The organism is Brevundimonas sp. (assembly GCF_035626975.1).
GTDB lineage: Bacteria > Pseudomonadota > Alphaproteobacteria > Caulobacterales > Caulobacteraceae > Brevundimonas.
On record NZ_DASPMQ010000006.1, the window covers coordinates 1 to 14,803 of the forward strand.

Genomic DNA, 14,803 nt, shown 5'->3' on the forward strand with positions numbered 1-14,803 from the left:
GCGACCAGCATCGCGGCTCCTCCCTCTCTATACCGAGCGCGGCCGCGGATGGACCGCTTCAGGCGGAAGGGTCGCGCAGATCGGGCGGGGAATCAAATGATGTCGGCCGCGGGCGGAACAGGCTGGACCACGGGCCGATCAGCAACGCGCCGGTGACAAAGCCGAAGGCGTGGGCCTCCCACGCCACGCGGGCCCCTTCCGCGCCGGGAGCCAGGCCGATCAGGCCCACCACCATATTGATCGCCATAACGACGGCGGCCATCAGCAGGAAGCGGCGGTCCGTCAGGGCGCGCAACGTCCCGTTCCGTCGCCCCAGCAATCGGAATGCGGCGCCCATCAGGCCGAACACCGCCCCTGACGCGCCCACCAGCGGATCGAAGGTGTCCGGATGGATCAGGCCGTAGCCGGCGGTTCCGACCAGGCCTGTCACAAGATAGAAGCCAAGGAAGCCGGCGACGCCCCTGGCGCCGGCCATCAATCGGGCGACGGGCGGCGCGAAGGCGAACACGCCCAGGGCGTTCATCGCCACATGCCCCCATCCCCCGTGCATGAACATCGAGGTGAACAGCCCCGGCCACCAGTCGCCCCTCCACAGCGACGCCGGCCGAAACGCCAGCGACAGCCCGCCATCCGGCAGCATCGTCTGTATCAAGAACAGAATCGGCAGCGACGCGGCGAGAAGCATCGTCACCGGAGGGGCCGAAAATATCCGCTCGGACGGCTGGTCGGTCAGGGCTGGGCTCCGGGTGTTGCGAAAGGCCGCTCATCGCCGCCGCACGCGATCATCGCAAGCGGTTCTTAATAACCATGATCCAGATTGGCACGGGGGTTGCTTCCCTGCCCGAAGACCATGTTCGCATGTGGAGGTTCGCCTTGCCCACCCGGCTGAAGACCATCGCCGCGCTGACCGGCGTCGCCATTCTCGCCCTGCCAGCCGTCTCGGCGGCCCAGTCGGCAGGCTCCTCCGGCATGGGGACCTACCAGGCGGGCTATGGCGGATCGCGCTACACCACCGCCCAACCGCAGACCGGCTCGACCCGTGATGCGAACGGCAACCGCCTGATCGTCGACGGCATCATCCAGGCCGGCGCCAACACCTATTCCAGCGCCACCGGCGGCGTCTCGTCGACCTTCTCCGGCGCCGGCGGCAACGGCGGCACGGCGATCGGGGGCTCCACCGCGATCGGCAACAGCCTGAACGTCGTCGTCCAGGGCAATCACAACACCGTCATCGTCAACTCGACGCAGATCAACAACGGCAACGTCACCGCCGGAACCAGCCTGAACGGCACCCTGAGGCTTCCATGATTCACGGCCAGAACGCCCGGCGTCTGAAGACCGTCGTCGCCGCGTGCGCCATCGCCGCGCTTCTGGGCGGCTGCATCTCCGCGTCGGCGGGGCCCCAGGGCATGTACGCCACCCCGATCGGCAACGCGCCGGTCACGGCCAACCCGACCCCCTACTCCGCCGCCCTCTACTGCATGGCGGATTACGCCCGCCGGTATGACCTGCCCTCCCCGCGCATCGCTGTGGGCCGGATCAGCGACTACACGGGCACGGTTTCGGCCGACGGCGGCCGCCAGATCACCGGCGGCGCCTCCATGATGGCCATGACCGCCCTGGCCAAGTCGGGCGCCCGGATTCTCGAGCGCTACGACACCTCGGTCTCCGAGATGGAACTGCGCTACGCCAACAACCGCCTGATCGGCGACGCGGGATCCGGCAGCGCCGACGACGTGCAGTACCGCCGCATCCTCGCCGGCTCGGTGCCCGGGACCGACTTCTACATCATCGGCGGCATCACCGAGGTGAACTACAACATCCGCTCCGGCGGGTTCGACATGGCTGCGGGCCAGGCCAGCACGGACACGCCGCTGTCCACCGCCTTCGCCGGCAAGGCCTTCGTGATGAACATCGCCATCGACCTGCGCCTGGTCCAGACCACCACGCTTGAGGTGGTCGACGTGGTCTCGTACCAGAAGCAGATCATCGGCCGCGAGATCTCCGCCGGCGTCTTCGACTTCCTGAACGGCAACGTCTTCGACATCTCGGCCGGCGAGGGCGGGCTCGAGCCGGTCCAGCTGGCGGTGCGCGCGCTGATCGAGCGGGCGACGGTCGAGTTCATGGCCAACCTTTACGGCGCGCCCGGTCCGGAAATCTGCCTGTCGGCCGGTCCCGATCCGCTGGGTGGAACGACCGGCCCCACCGGCGGCTATTACCCGGCTTACCCCAACACGGACACGAACAATGGCGAAACCCGCGCGGATCCGTCTCGCTGGCACGATCGCCGCGACGACGCTGTGCGTCGCAGCCGTTACTGAGGCTGCCGCGCAGACCCCGCCGCCGGGCGGGACCATCGTCCTGAACGAACAGCTGCAGCTGGGCGACGTCTTCTCGCACCAGACGCTGAACGTGGTCGACGCCCAGGAACAGGTCACGGTCAGCACCTCGGCCCAGGGCAACAGCGCCTCGGGCGCGGTCGAGAACGACTCCATCACCGTCCAGTCCAACCAGGACATGCGCGGCGACGCCGTCGCCACCACCGACATGACCCTGGGCGGCGACACCCACGGCCTCGTTACGGCCACCACCCAGGCCGGCGGCAACTATCTGGCGGTCAGCGCCTATGACGCCGATCTGACCGTCGACGCCACCCAGTCCAACACCGGCGGCCTGGTCAGCGCGACCTCGCAGCTGGGCGAGGACGACGCCCGCCTGCTGGGCGGCGCGGTGATCAACGCCTCGGCCATCTCCAACACGGTCGCCATGTACGGCGAAGGCTCGTCCATCGGCGGCTCGATCGACCAGGCCTCCTCGGCCACGGTGCGCGCCTACGATCGCATAGAGACCCAGTACATCCCGGCCGAGGCCAGCGTCTCCAGCCAGGCCATCGTCAACGCGGTCCAGGTGACCAGCGGCCAGACCTCGGGCCAGAATCTGGCCATCGTCCAGACCTCGACCGGCGACTTCGTCGAGGCCGAGTCCAGCGCCAACGCCGGCAACGCCTGGGATCTGGCCGGCCGCGCCCGCGCCGCCGCCAACCAGGCCGTGCTCTACAACGAGGGCGGATCGGTCGTGGTGGACTCCAGCCAGGACAACACCGCCTTCGTCCGCGCCGCCGCCACCACCACCGCCTACGACTACGGCCGCGCCGAGGCCCATGCCCGGGGCGCGGCCAATGAGCTGTCGGTGGGCAACAACGACATCTACGTCGAGATCGACAACAGCCAGTTCAACTCGGGCGGCGTCGACGTGACCGCCACCTTCTCGGGCACGAACGGCTACGACGTCTATGTCGGGGCCGACGCGGTGGGCAACAGCGTCACCGGCTACGCCTGCTCGGAATGCGAAGGCTATCTCGAGGCCCGCAACAGCCAGACCAACAGCGGCGACGTCTCGGCCACGGCCAATACGACGGTGGCCGGCTCGACCCGGGCGGTGATCACCGGCGCCAACGCGGTCGGCAACTCCGCCACCTTCTACGTCTCGCGGCCTTCACATTAACCTTCTGTAACTTGAGCGGCCCTGTCGGGACGCTGAAAGGTTGCAGGGGGCGTGGGCGATCGAAAGATCGCCACCCCTGAACCTTGTCCGGCGCGGCCCTGACCCGGGAGCTTCGCGCCCATCGGAAAGATGCCGAACATGCGGTCTCCTCGTCGTCTGCTCCTGCTCGCCGCCGCCTCCATGGCCGTTCTCGCGACGGCCTCCCCGGCCCTCGCCCAGGCCCGGCCGAACGAGCCATGGGCCCAGAGCGCCAGCGACGTGCCTGCTGACTCCGATGTCCGCTTCGGCCAGCTGTCCAACGGCATGCGCTACGCCATCATGCGCAACGCCACTCCGCCCGGTCAGGCGTCGCTTCGCCTGCGCATCGACGCCGGCTCGCTGATGGAGAACGAGAACCAGCTGGGCCTCGCCCATTTCATGGAGCACATGGCCTTCAACGGCACGACCAACATCCCGGAGAACGACCTGCTCCGGATTCTCGAGCGGCTGGGCCTGGCCTTCGGCGCCGACACCAACGCCTCCACCGGCTTCGACCAGACCGTCTACATGCTCGAGCTGCCCCGAACGAACGACGAGACGGTCGACACCAGCCTGCGGATCATGCGGGAACAGGTTTCGGAAGCCCTGATGGCCCCGGAGGCCGTCGACGCCGAGCGCGGCGTGATCGTGGGCGAGGAGCGGCTTCGCAACACCCCCGGCCTGCGCTCGATCAAGGCCCAGTTGGCCCTGCTTGCCCCCGGCCAGCGCATCTCCCGGCGTCTGCCGATCGGAGATCTGGAGATCATCCGCACCGCCCCACGCGAGCGCTTTGTGGAATTCTATGAGGCCTACTACCGCCCCTCACGGGCCACGATGGTCGCCGTCGGCGATTTCGACGTCGATCAGATGGAGGCCAAAATCCGGGCGGCCTTCGAGAGCTGGGAGCCCAGAGGCGCTGAAGGGCCGGAACCGGACCTCGGCACCGTCGCGCCACGTGGTCCCGAAACCCGCATCCTGGTCGAACCTGGCATCCAGTCGTCGATCCAGCTGAACTGGATCAAGGCCCCGGACACGGATCCCGACACTGTGGCCGAGCGCCGCGACGACCTGCTGCGCAATCTGGGCGTCGCCGTGCTCAACCGGCGTCTGGGCGAGATCGCCCGCGCCGACAATCCGCCCTTCATCTCCGCGGGCGGTGGGCAGTCCACCCTGGCGGAGAGCCTCGACATCGCCTCGGTGTCCGCCCAGTTCAATCCGGGCGAATGGAAGCGCGCGCTCGAGACGATCGAGCAGGAGCAGCGCCGTCTGGTCGAGTTCGGCGTCTCCGACGCCGAGCTTCAGCGCGAGATCACCGACACCCGCGCCGCGCTCGAGAACGCCGTGGCCGCCGCCGCCACCCGCCGGACGCCCGCCCTGGCCAACGGCCTCGTGAGCACGGTCAACGACGAGCGCGTCTTCTCGTCGCCGCAGACCAACCTCGATCTGTTCAACGCCTCTGTCGAAGGCCTAACCGCCGCCCGGGTCAATCAGGCCATCAAGCCGGTGTTCGAGGGCGGCGGCCCGCTGGCTCTCGTCGTCACCCCGGTCGAGATCGAGGGCGGCGAGGCCGCCGTCACCGCCGCCCTGGAGGCCTCCCGTCAGGTTCCCGTCACCGCTCCGGCCGCCCAGGCCGAACTCGACTGGCCCTATGCCAGCTTCGGCCCCACGGGCGCGGTCCGGGACCGCCGCGAGATCGCTGAGCTGGGCGCCACGGTCGTCACCTTCGCCAACGGCGTCCGCCTGACCGTCAAGCCGACCGATTTCCGGGACGAGCAGATTCTCGTCAATGTGCGGACCGGCATCGGCGAACTGGGCCTGCCGACCGACCGGTCGGACCCGCAGGCGCTGGCGCCGTTCGTCTTCACCCAGGGCGGACTCGGCAAGCTGACGGCGGACGAACTCAGCCGCGTGCTGAACGGCCGGATCTATTCGGCGAGCTTCGGCGTCGACACCGACACCTACACCCTGTCCGGCGCCACCCGGCCACAGGACTTCGCGCTCGAGATGCAGGTCCTGACGGCCTACCTGACCGATCCGGGCCTGCGCCCGGCGCCGTTCCAGCAGATCAAGGCCTTCTTCCCGCAGATCGTCGCCCAGCAAATGGCCACCCCGGGCGGCGCCTTCCAGCTGCAGGCGTCCGGCCTGCTGGCCAGCGGCGACAGGCGCCAGTCGTTCCCCGGCCTGGAGGATGTCGCGGCCTGGACCGTCGAGGACCTGCGCGCCGGCGTGACGCGCGGCCTGTCGTCCGGTCCGATCGACGTCGTCGTCGTCGGCGACGTGACGGTCGAGGACGCCATCGCGGCCGTGGCCCCGACGTTGGGCGCCCTTCCGCCCCGCGGCCCGGACGCCCCGCCGGCGCCCGGCGCGACCGAACTCCGCTTCCCGGCGGGCGGCGGCGAACCGGTCCAGCTGACCCACACCGGACCAGCCGAACAGGCCCTCGGCTATATCGCCTGGCCGACCACGGACGCCGTCGGCGACCGCACCGAGTCGCGCCAGGTCGCCATCCTGGCGGAGGTGCTGAAACTTCGGGTTCTCGAGGAGATTCGCGAAAAGCAGGCTCTGGCCTATTCGCCCGGCGTCGGCTCCAGCGCCTCGGACGTATTCGAGGGCTATGGTTCGATCTCGATCACCGCCCAGACGGCCACGGACGCCCTGCCCGCCTTCTATGCGGCGGTCGAGTCGATCGTCGCCGGCCTGAGGGACGCGCCGGTCGAGGAGGACGAGTTGAACCGCGCCCGTCTGCCGGTCATCGAATCGCTGCGCCGAAGCCAGGCGGGCAATGAGTACTGGCTCGCCCAGCTCGCCGATGTCGCGGACAGGCCTGGGGATGTCGAGCAAACCCTCACGCACATCTCGGACCTGGAGGCGATCACACCGGCCGACATCCAGCGGCTGGCCCGCCAGTACCTGCGCTCCGAAACCGCCTGGCGCGCGACGGTGACCTCGTCGCGCCCGCCCGCCGAAGCCGCCCCGGCCGCTCCGGCCGCGCAGTAGGGCAAAAAAGGCCCCGGTCCTTGCGGATCGGGGCCAGTTCGCTTCTCAGGATCGTCGACAGAGCCGACGAACATCACTCTATCCGGGATCGGATGACGCCCGGCTGAACGCCGGCGCCCGGTCCCCTGTCAGAATACCCGGCCGCCGACGCCGCCATCGAGGGTGATGGATGCGCCGGACACCGCGATTCCGGTCTGCTCGACCACTTCCTCGCGGTACTCGGTGTAGATCTCTTCCCGAACCATGGTCAGGATCTTCACCCCGGCGCCGTAGCGGCGCAGCAGCGAGCGTTCGTTGCATTCGCGCTCGGCCTTTTGCGGGCGGCATTCGACCTGGCCGCCACGGCCGTGCCACAGCGCCTCGCCCTTGCGGCAGTCCATCGTCTCGCCGCGGCCGAAGTCGGCCTCGCCCGTATACTCAGCCCAGGTGTATTGCAGCCACGTTCCGGCCAGGCAGCGATACAGCTCGCCCTCGTAATCGCCGTGGACCTCCCGGTCAGGGCGCACCTGCGAGGCGGGGTGGGGCACATTGCGGTCGTCGATGCAGAAGGCGCGGATGACCACCCGCTTCTCCCACCTGCGGCGCGCCTCATAGGGCACACGGATGGTCTGGCGCACGCGCGCGCCTTCGACGGTCAGTCCGTTGATGGTGGTGGGATAGGGCTGGTCCACCGTCACATAGGCCGAGCCGCCGCCCGACACCCAGACGCTGCCGCCGGCCCGCGCGTTCAGGCCCGCGCGACTGCGGGCGCCGGCTTCGGCGCTCACATTCACATTGACGTTGATGTTCCCACCGCCGCCGCAGCAGGGCGGAGGCGGCGGCTGCTGGCAGCACGGCGGGGGCGGAGGCGGAGGGGGCGGCGGGGGCGGCGGGTCGCAGCACGGCGGCGGCGGGGGCGGGCACACGGGCCCGCACTGGGCCTGCGCCTCGTCCGAGACGACCGCCACAACGACGAACGTCGCCACGGCTGGCAACCAGTTCATGATCCGCACCCGCATGGGCCGACCTCCAGGTGAAAACTTCTGCGGCCCGTGCAAGACGCGGGCCGCTCCAGATTGCATCTGAACCGCAAAAGCCTTTCGTTTCCGTTGCGTTTCGCCCGGCCCGACCCTTGCGACAGACGTGTCAGAGGCCAAGGCGATGTTTCACCCTGACACGCAGTTCCTGATCGACCACTGGACGACGCTGTCGCGCCGGCCGGAGTCGCGCGGGGGAATCCCGGACCGGACGGCTTTGGAGCCCGACATGCTGGGCCTGCGCCTGCCGCGCGCGTTCGTCGCCCGCCGAACCGGCGACGACGCCGTGATCCGCCTCGCCGGAAGCTGGATCGAGGGTTTCCATGGCGAAGCCCTGAAGGGCCAGGCGCTGCTGTCCCTGTGGCGCACCGCTTCGCGTCCGCTGATGTTCACCGCCCTGAGCCAGACGGTGCGCGAGGGTCGGCCGGTCGTGGTCGTCGCCCTCGCCGGCAGCGTCGCGGCCCAGATCGAGGTCACCCTGCTGCCGTTGCGCGGTCCGTCCGGACGGCCGGATCGCCTGCTCGGCCTCTATGCGCCGGCCGCCACGCTCACACTCGCGACCGACGAGCCGAGACTGCTCACCGCCCGCGTCTCGATCGGCGTCGGAGACGCGGTCCGCGCCCCGCTCAGCCTCGCCGCGGTCGGCGGTCGCCGGATCGCCTGATCCCTGATGGCCTGATTGCCTGAGCGGCGCGCTTACGCCGGCTTCAGGCCTTCGACATAACGTTTCCAGTTCTGGACATAGTGGGCGGCGGACGCCTTCAACGCCTCGATCTGGCCGGGCTCCAGCTGCCGCACCACCTTGCCCGGCTGGCCCATGACCAGCGAACCGTCGGGGATTTCCTTCCCTTCGGTGATCAGGGTGTTGGCGCCGATCAGACAGTTCTTCCCGATTTTGGCACGACCCAGCACCACCGCCCCAATGCCGATCAGGGTGTTGTCGCCGATTTCGCAGCTGTGGAGCATGACCATATGCCCGACAGTGACGCCGTCGCCGATGGTCAATGGCTCTCCGGGATCGGAGTGCAGCACGCTGCCGTCCTGGATATTGGTGTTCCGGCCGATCGTAACCGGATCGTTGTCACCGCGGACCACGGCTCCAAACCAGACACTGGCGCCGGGTTTGAGAATCACGTCTCCTATGACGGTTGCAGTCGGCGCTACCCAGTATTCGCCCTCGGGCGGAAGCTGCGGTTTCTTGTCACCGAGACTGTAAACATTCATCACGACACCGTCATTTCTGAACAGAACGAGGGCTTTAAGCTCTCGTAAACCACGCTAGCATCATAGTGCAGATGCGATTCGAGGCCGCCATTTCGGCCCCGGATCCGAAGCCGGATCAAGCCCGGTCCGGTCAGACCCAGGAGGACGCGCGTGACGCGTTCCGGTCGGCGGGTGTTCCCGCTGGAAGCCAAGTCCCTGCAAAGGGGACCTTCCTCCGACCCGGGCGGGTGCGTCGCATCCTCCGTCTCCCACCTCCCCCTGTTCGTTCGAGGCGATGCTTTTGCGGCATCGCCTTTTTTCATGCCCTGGAGGCGTCCATGACCAAGCGTGCGGCAATCAAGCGTCAGACCCGCGACATGTCCCGTGAACACGGGGTTCTGGATTCACGGCAGTTCATGGACGACGCCAAGGTACGGCGTCTCCCCACCCACGCCGGCTGGTCCCCCTACCCCTCCAACGACGATCGCGACCAGGCCTATCTGAAGACGCTGAAGCCGAAATCGGACGGCCAGGCCGAGATGATGAGCGCCATCGACAACCACAACATGGTTCTGGCCCTCGGTCCCGCGGGCACCGGCAAGACCTACCTGGCCGTCGCCAAGGCGGTCGAGGCGCTCGAGGCGGGCAAGATCGGGCGCATCGTCCTGTCCCGTCCGGCGGTGGAGGCGGGCGAGTCGATCGGGTTTCTGCCGGGCGATATGGAAGACAAGCTCGCGCCCTATCTGAGGCCGCTCTACGACGCCCTGTCGGACCGGCTGTCGATGAAGCGGGTCAAGACGCTGATGGCCGAGGGGCTGATCGAGATCGCGCCGATCGGCTACATGCGCGGCCGCACCCTGAACAACGCCTTCATCGTCGTCGACGAGGCCCAGAACTGCACCTACGTCCAGCTCAAGATGCTGCTGACCCGGCTCGGCTGGCATTCGACCATGGTGGTCACCGGCGATCCGCAGCAGTCCGACCTGCTGCCCGGCATCTCGGGCCTGTCCGACATCGCCGAACGCCTCGCCCCGGTGCCGGACATCGCGGTGATCAAGCTGGCCGAGCGCGACATCGTCCGCCATCCGCTGGTGGCGTCCATGATCGGGGTGCTCTGAGCACACACGACGGAATCCGACGCAGGTCCATGCCGTTCCTGCACGGGCCTGCGTCAGACCATGACCGGACGCTCGGACTGTAACTCCGCCGGACCAGGTCGCATCAGCGGCCCGCGGCGCCTCCGGGGCCAGGCGCGCGTCGACGCGACACGATTGCCCCTTCGCGCCCGGGGCCGGGGCTGCTAACCGGGACGGCCTCATCTTTCAGCGACCCGAATGAAAATCCCACGCATCGCCCTGGCCGCCTACGGCTTCGCCATCCTCATCGTCATCGTCGACCAGTTGACCAAGGCCTGGGTCCTGGAGGGCCTGGGGCTGCGCTTCGAAGGCCAGTCGCACCCGGTTCTCGATCCGTTTTTCAACATCACGCTGGTCCACAACGAGGGCGTCAGCTTCGGCCTGTTCGGGGACGGCTCGGCGCGATGGATGCTCAGCGCCTTTTCGCTGGTCGTGGCGGGGGTGCTCGGCTGGTGGGCGCTCAAGGCCGACCGCCGGCTGCTGGTGACCTCGTTAGGCCTGATCATGGGTGGCGCGATCGGCAACGTGATCGACCGGATCCGGTTCGGTTTCGTGGTCGATTTCCTCAACTTCGAGGGGACCGGCTTCTTCCCCTGGGTGTTCAACGTCGCCGACAGCGCCATCACCCTGGGCGTGATCCTGCTCATCCTCGACAGCGTGTTGTCCGAAAGGGCCGCCAAGGTTGGCGTCGCCGCCGAAAAGTCGTAATCAGCCGCTTCCTCTAGGGTTTACGCGCGCCTCCGGGCGCGCCCAGCCGAGATTGACCATGCGCCTTACCCGCACCGCCGTCCTGACCCTCGCCGCATCAACCCTGGTGCTCGGCGCCTGCGGAAGCCTGCGGCAGGGCATCGGCCTGACCAAGGTGACCCCGGACGAATTCCTGACTGTCTCCACCGCGCCGCTGACGGTGCCGCCGGAATACGGCCTGCGCCCGCCCGCGCCGGGCCAACCGCGTCCGCAGGAACTGGCGCCCGAATCCGCCGCCCGCCAGATTCTTCTGGGTCAGCGCCAGGCCGTGACCCGTTCGCCCGGCGAGCAGATCCTGGTCGCCCAGGCCGGCGGCGACCGGGCCGATCCCCTCGCCCGCTACGTCGTCGACGACGAGTTCGGCGACCTCGCGCACAAGGAAGAGGGCTGGGCCAACCGCATCCTGTTCTGGCGTCGCGATGACGCGGCCACCCAGGCGCCGACCACGAGCCAGACCGCCAACGGCGCCGTCACCATCGACGCGGCCAGCGAATACGCCCGGCTGCAGGCCCTGACCGGGGGTCAGACCGGCATCGTCATCGCGCCGCGCCGCGACACGGGCTTCAAGCTCCCCGGCCTGTAGGACCAGGACCAGATTTCATGGAAAGGCCCGGATGCGAAAGCGTCCGGGCTTTTTCGTTTCACCTGGCGGCGCCGGCCCTGAGACCGCGTTCTGCCAGGGCGACCACCGCCACGCCGCCGATGGTCAGCGCCGCCCCGGTGAGAATCTGCGGCGTCAGCACGTCGCCCATGAACAGCCAGCCGATCAGGATCGAGACCACCGGCGTGGCCAGCAGATAGGGAGTGACCCGCCCGGCCTCGCGCTTCTGGACCAGCCAGAACAGCATGGTGGTGGCCAGCACCGACGAAGCGAGACCCGCCCAGATCATGCAGGCCCAGACGAGCGGCGTCGCCTGCTGGATCGCCTCGACCTGGCCGCGCTCGAATATGGCCGAGGCGAAGGCGAGGCTGGGCAGCGCGGTCAGGGCCAGCAGGCCCTGCATCTTCAGGGGCGGAATGGATATCGTCCTGCGCGCCACGACGGTTGTCACCGCCCATGCCGCGCTGCCGCCGATGCACACCAGGATGGCCTTCCAGTCGGCGATGGCGTGGGGGTCGAGCGTCATCCACGCCACCCCCGCGAACGCGACCCCCATGCCGATCAGCGCGAAGCGCGAAAGCCGCTCGCCCAGCAGCAGGAAGGCGAAGAGGGCCGTGAACGGCACCCACAGCTGGGCCGCCACCGATACGGGGCTGACGTCCTGGGCCAGCCAGAACGCCAGATAGATGAGTCCGTAATGGATCGGTCCGCCGAGCCCGACGATGATCAGCAGGCTCTTCCAGTTCGGGAATGGTGGGCGCACGAACGGAACAAGGCAGGCGGCGGCGATGGCGAATCGGAGGGCTCCGACCAGCAACGGCGGCACGGTCTCGGTCGCCAGCTTGGCCGCCGCGTTGTTGACGCCCCAGATCACCACGACCGCGACGATGGCGGCGATCTCGATCAGGGAGAGCGGGCTGTGCGGCTTGTCCGGCGTGGTCACGGAAGGGGCTTAGCGCGGGCCATCCTCTTTTGCCCGTCACGATAGGTGACGCCAGGTTTCGCCATCAATCCCACCAGAAGAACCACCAGTCGCTGACCATCAAGATCGCGGCCAACGTCGCCAAGTCATCAGTCCCCTGGTCGACGATGTCCGGACAGTAGGCGAACAGTTCCCGCGCCAGCGCCAACGCAGCCTCCCGATCGGCAGGTCGTCGCGTCACACGGCCCTCAATGATGTCATGACCGACGCAGACCGGCTCGAATCCGAATCTTTCGCGCCAGCTGCGGAACGCAGCCACATGCTCTTCCGGAGGCGGGCAGGCATTCCAGCCGCCATACCGGAGCATGGCGATGGCCTCAGCCGAATCCTGGGCCGGCAAAACGATGATCACCACTTCCGGGTGAGGGGCTTGTGACAGGACGTCCCGCATCAACTCGCCGCCACGGTTGGGATCGACGCGAGATGGCCAAGTCCCCACGCGGAAGGTGTCATCGTAGGGCTGGCCGAACTCGGCCGCGGCCGCCTTCAGCTCGGCGCCATGCCTGTCCAACAGGTCTTGCGGGAAATTCACAGCCTCCGCGGCGGCCAATACGCTCGCGGTCGTTCCTCCGTTCAGCTCGGCGACTTCCGCAACCAGTTCTGCAGAGTCGGGCGGACCAACGATAAGGGGATAGCCGTCACCCGACTCTTTTAGCCGCGCCCACGTCGACAGAGCCTCCGCCCCCGCAACCTTGTAGGTCGGGTAGGGAAAAGATCTGGACGCTAACGGGCCATCGATCACAGACGCCAGCCCCTTCCCCGAGGATCCGAGACCCAACATCGACAGCAGAACGGCCAACCACGAGCGTCGGGTCATGACGCGGACCTAGAACGGGATGTCGTCGTTCAGATCGTAGCTTTCCTTGGGGCCGCTCGGCTTGTTGGCGCCGCCGGTCGAGAAGCCGGAAGAATAGTCGTCGTCACCCCCGCGCGACGCGCCGCCGGCGCTGTCGGCGCGGCCGCCCAGCATGGTCAGTTCGCCGCGGAATTTCTGCAGCACGATCTCGGTGGTGTATTTCTCGACCCCGGCCTGCTCGTATTTGCGGGTCTGCAGCGAACCCTCGATGTAAACGGTCGAGCCCTTCTTCAGGTAGTTCTCGACCACCTTGACGATGTTTTCGTTGAAGATGACTACGCGGTGCCACTCCGTCTTCTCCTTGCGCTCGCCGGTGGCCTTGTCGCGCCACTGCTCCGAGGTCGCGAGCGACAGGTTGGCGACGCGTTCGCCGGAATTGAGCGTGCGGATTTCCGGGTCCTTGCCCAGATTGCCGACCAGAATGACCTTGTTGACGCTGCCCGCCATCATCGAATCCTTTTTGTGGGCCTGCCGTGCGTCGCACTGGCTTGAGGCCGGTTGTTCATGGACCCGGCGCCTGACACCGTCAGGGCCGGGTTGACTTTGTGGTCGCAACCTAGCCGATCGCGGACCGATGTTCCAGTTTTGTTCGCTACTGAGTCGGGGTGGGGGCGGGCGCCGGTTCGACCGGCGCCGCCACGCCGACCGGCCGGCCGGATTCGTCCCTGGTGATCGCACCCGGCACCGCCAGGCGACCGTCGCCGGTCCGGGCCATGAAAATGAAGCGGGAGCCGTCGAGCGACTTGCCGATCCATACGCCCTCCCGGTCGATGAAGATGTACTGGCCATTGTAGGCGCCGGTGACTTCCTGCCGGCTGCCGCCCTGGCGAAGGAAGCGCAGCCGCATCTCCTCAAGCCGCGCCGCGCAATATTCGATCTGCGGCTGGTCCTCGGCCAGCTTGTTGAAGACCGGCGCCTCGCCCGCCTCGCCGACTTCGACGACGAAGCAGACGCCGCGCTCATACGGAGCCTCGACCGCCCGGCTGCAGGCGGCGAGAGCCAGGACGCCGGCGCCGAGGGCCAGTAAAAACGGTACGCGGTTCATCAACGGAGGTCCGGGAACTGGCAGCTGCGGTCCTGTTCGACCAAGGTGCGGAAGCGATCGTTGTCGGGCGACTGCTCGACGCGGCGGGGGACGAGCCGCAGGGTCGTATTGCCCCAACGGCCATACAGGGCGTCGCCTGGCCGGACGCAGGTGCCGGAATAGAGGGCCCGCACACAGGCGTTCAGGCTCATGTTCGACGACAGGGAGCGCCAGTCGGAGCCGGTATGACGCAGGCATTGCGCGCCCGCGGCGGCCTGCGCCTGCGGCTGTTCGGGCTGGCCTGGCTCGACCGTCTCAGGCACGGGCAGCGGGCTGGCGTCCACCACCTCGACCGGCGGTTCGATGACCGGGGCCGCCGGCAAGGCGACCAGCGCGCCGGTTTCGTCGACGCCCACGTCGAGAGCGTCCGTCGCCACCCCGTTGCGGCGCGCGCAGTCCGCCAGCGTCGCCATGCCGACGAACTGGCCGTCGACGTAGCAGCGCAGTTCGCGGGTCGTGCTCAACTCGGGCGCGTCGGCGACATCGACCGTCAGCCCGCCCTGCGCGGCGGGCGGCGGCGCGGGATCGCGGTCGCGGCCGCCGGAGAAGACCAGGGCGATCACCACCGCAGCGACAACCGCGAGGCCGGCGCCGATGGCGATGAGAATGCGGTTGTCCTGGGGCATGAAAGGCTCGCGCGGCTGGAGAGTCCAATAACC

At 68.2% G+C, this 14,803-nt stretch carries 16 protein-coding genes; 8 read left to right on the top strand and 8 right to left on the bottom strand.

Annotated elements, in window-relative coordinates:
* Positions 1 to 58: 58 nt before the first annotated feature.
* Complete coding sequence (locus VEB62_RS01590) at positions 59 to 640, bottom strand: rhomboid family intramembrane serine protease (RefSeq protein ID WP_324794765.1); 582 nt, start codon at positions 638 to 640, stop codon at positions 59 to 61.
* Between the two features lie 233 nt (positions 641 to 873).
* Here VEB62_RS01590 and hfaA point away from each other — a divergent pair, with 233 nt between their 5' ends.
* The 4 genes from hfaA (at position 874) to VEB62_RS01610 (ending at position 6,519) form a co-directional block, all read left to right on the top strand.
* Complete coding sequence (hfaA, locus tag VEB62_RS01595) at positions 874 to 1,308, top strand: holdfast anchoring protein HfaA (protein WP_324794767.1); 435 nt, start codon at positions 874 to 876, stop codon at positions 1,306 to 1,308.
* The gene (gene hfaB, locus VEB62_RS01600) at positions 1,305 to 2,321 is read left to right on the top strand and encodes a holdfast anchoring protein HfaB (protein WP_324794769.1); all 1,017 of its coding nucleotides are present in this window, start codon (positions 1,305 to 1,307) and stop codon (positions 2,319 to 2,321) included. Before hfaA ends, hfaB begins: the two co-directional genes overlap by 4 nt.
* A complete protein-coding gene (gene hfaD / locus VEB62_RS01605; RefSeq protein ID WP_324794770.1) occupies positions 2,248 to 3,504 on the top strand; it encodes a holdfast anchor protein HfaD in 1,257 nt (418 codons plus the stop codon). Before hfaB ends, hfaD begins: the two co-directional genes overlap by 74 nt.
* A 138-nt stretch (positions 3,505 to 3,642) precedes the next feature.
* Positions 3,643 to 6,519, top strand: a complete 2,877-nt coding sequence (locus VEB62_RS01610) for a M16 family metallopeptidase (RefSeq protein WP_324794771.1) — start codon at positions 3,643 to 3,645, stop codon at positions 6,517 to 6,519.
* Between the two features lie 128 nt (positions 6,520 to 6,647).
* Here VEB62_RS01610 and VEB62_RS01615 read toward each other — a convergent pair whose 3' ends face one another.
* Entirely contained in the window at positions 6,648 to 7,517 is an 870-nt protein-coding gene (locus VEB62_RS01615) for a hypothetical protein (protein WP_324794772.1), read from the bottom strand.
* Between the two features lie 142 nt (positions 7,518 to 7,659).
* Here VEB62_RS01615 and VEB62_RS01620 point away from each other — a divergent pair, with 142 nt between their 5' ends.
* Positions 7,660 to 8,199, top strand: coding sequence for a PAS domain-containing protein (locus VEB62_RS01620; protein ID WP_324794773.1), 540 nt, complete (start codon positions 7,660 to 7,662; stop codon positions 8,197 to 8,199).
* Between the two features lie 32 nt (positions 8,200 to 8,231).
* Here VEB62_RS01620 and VEB62_RS01625 read toward each other — a convergent pair whose 3' ends face one another.
* On the bottom strand, positions 8,232 to 8,759 hold the full coding sequence (locus tag VEB62_RS01625; RefSeq protein WP_324794774.1) for a gamma carbonic anhydrase family protein: 528 nt from the start codon (positions 8,757 to 8,759) through the stop codon (positions 8,232 to 8,234).
* Between the two features lie 305 nt (positions 8,760 to 9,064).
* Between VEB62_RS01625 and VEB62_RS01630 the strand changes: the two genes are divergently transcribed.
* The 3 genes from VEB62_RS01630 (at position 9,065) to VEB62_RS01640 (ending at position 11,204) form a co-directional block, all read left to right on the top strand.
* Complete coding sequence (locus VEB62_RS01630; RefSeq protein ID WP_324795035.1) at positions 9,065 to 9,856, top strand: PhoH family protein; 792 nt, start codon at positions 9,065 to 9,067, stop codon at positions 9,854 to 9,856.
* A 216-nt stretch (positions 9,857 to 10,072) separates the two neighbouring features.
* The gene (gene lspA, locus VEB62_RS01635; RefSeq protein WP_324794775.1) at positions 10,073 to 10,582 is read left to right on the top strand and encodes a signal peptidase II; all 510 of its coding nucleotides are present in this window, start codon (positions 10,073 to 10,075) and stop codon (positions 10,580 to 10,582) included.
* Positions 10,583 to 10,640: 58 nt separating this feature from the next.
* Complete coding sequence (locus VEB62_RS01640; protein ID WP_324794777.1) at positions 10,641 to 11,204, top strand: DUF3035 domain-containing protein; 564 nt, start codon at positions 10,641 to 10,643, stop codon at positions 11,202 to 11,204.
* 58 nt (positions 11,205 to 11,262) lie between these two features.
* On the opposite strand, the gene VEB62_RS01645 is transcribed toward VEB62_RS01640, so the two are convergent.
* The 5 genes from VEB62_RS01645 to VEB62_RS01665 all read right to left on the bottom strand — a co-directional run bounded on the left by VEB62_RS01645 (position 11,263) and on the right by VEB62_RS01665 (position 14,770).
* On the bottom strand, positions 11,263 to 12,165 hold the full coding sequence (locus tag VEB62_RS01645; RefSeq protein WP_324794778.1) for a DMT family transporter: 903 nt from the start codon (positions 12,163 to 12,165) through the stop codon (positions 11,263 to 11,265).
* 64 nt (positions 12,166 to 12,229) lie between these two features.
* Positions 12,230 to 13,003, bottom strand: a complete 774-nt coding sequence (locus VEB62_RS01650) for a DUF4253 domain-containing protein (RefSeq protein ID WP_324794779.1) — start codon at positions 13,001 to 13,003, stop codon at positions 12,230 to 12,232.
* Between the two features lie 27 nt (positions 13,004 to 13,030).
* Positions 13,031 to 13,507: a single-stranded DNA-binding protein gene (gene ssb / locus VEB62_RS01655; RefSeq protein ID WP_324794781.1), complete on the bottom strand. Its 477-nt coding sequence runs from the start codon at positions 13,505 to 13,507 to the stop codon at positions 13,031 to 13,033.
* Between the two features lie 145 nt (positions 13,508 to 13,652).
* Positions 13,653 to 14,105 carry a hypothetical protein gene (locus VEB62_RS01660; protein WP_324794782.1) on the bottom strand — a complete coding sequence of 151 codons (453 nt, stop codon included), beginning with the start codon at positions 14,103 to 14,105 and terminating at the stop codon, positions 13,653 to 13,655.
* Complete coding sequence (locus VEB62_RS01665; protein WP_324794783.1) at positions 14,105 to 14,770, bottom strand: hypothetical protein; 666 nt, start codon at positions 14,768 to 14,770, stop codon at positions 14,105 to 14,107. Before VEB62_RS01665 ends, VEB62_RS01660 begins: the two co-directional genes overlap by 1 nt.
* Positions 14,771 to 14,803: the final 33 nt, after the last annotated feature.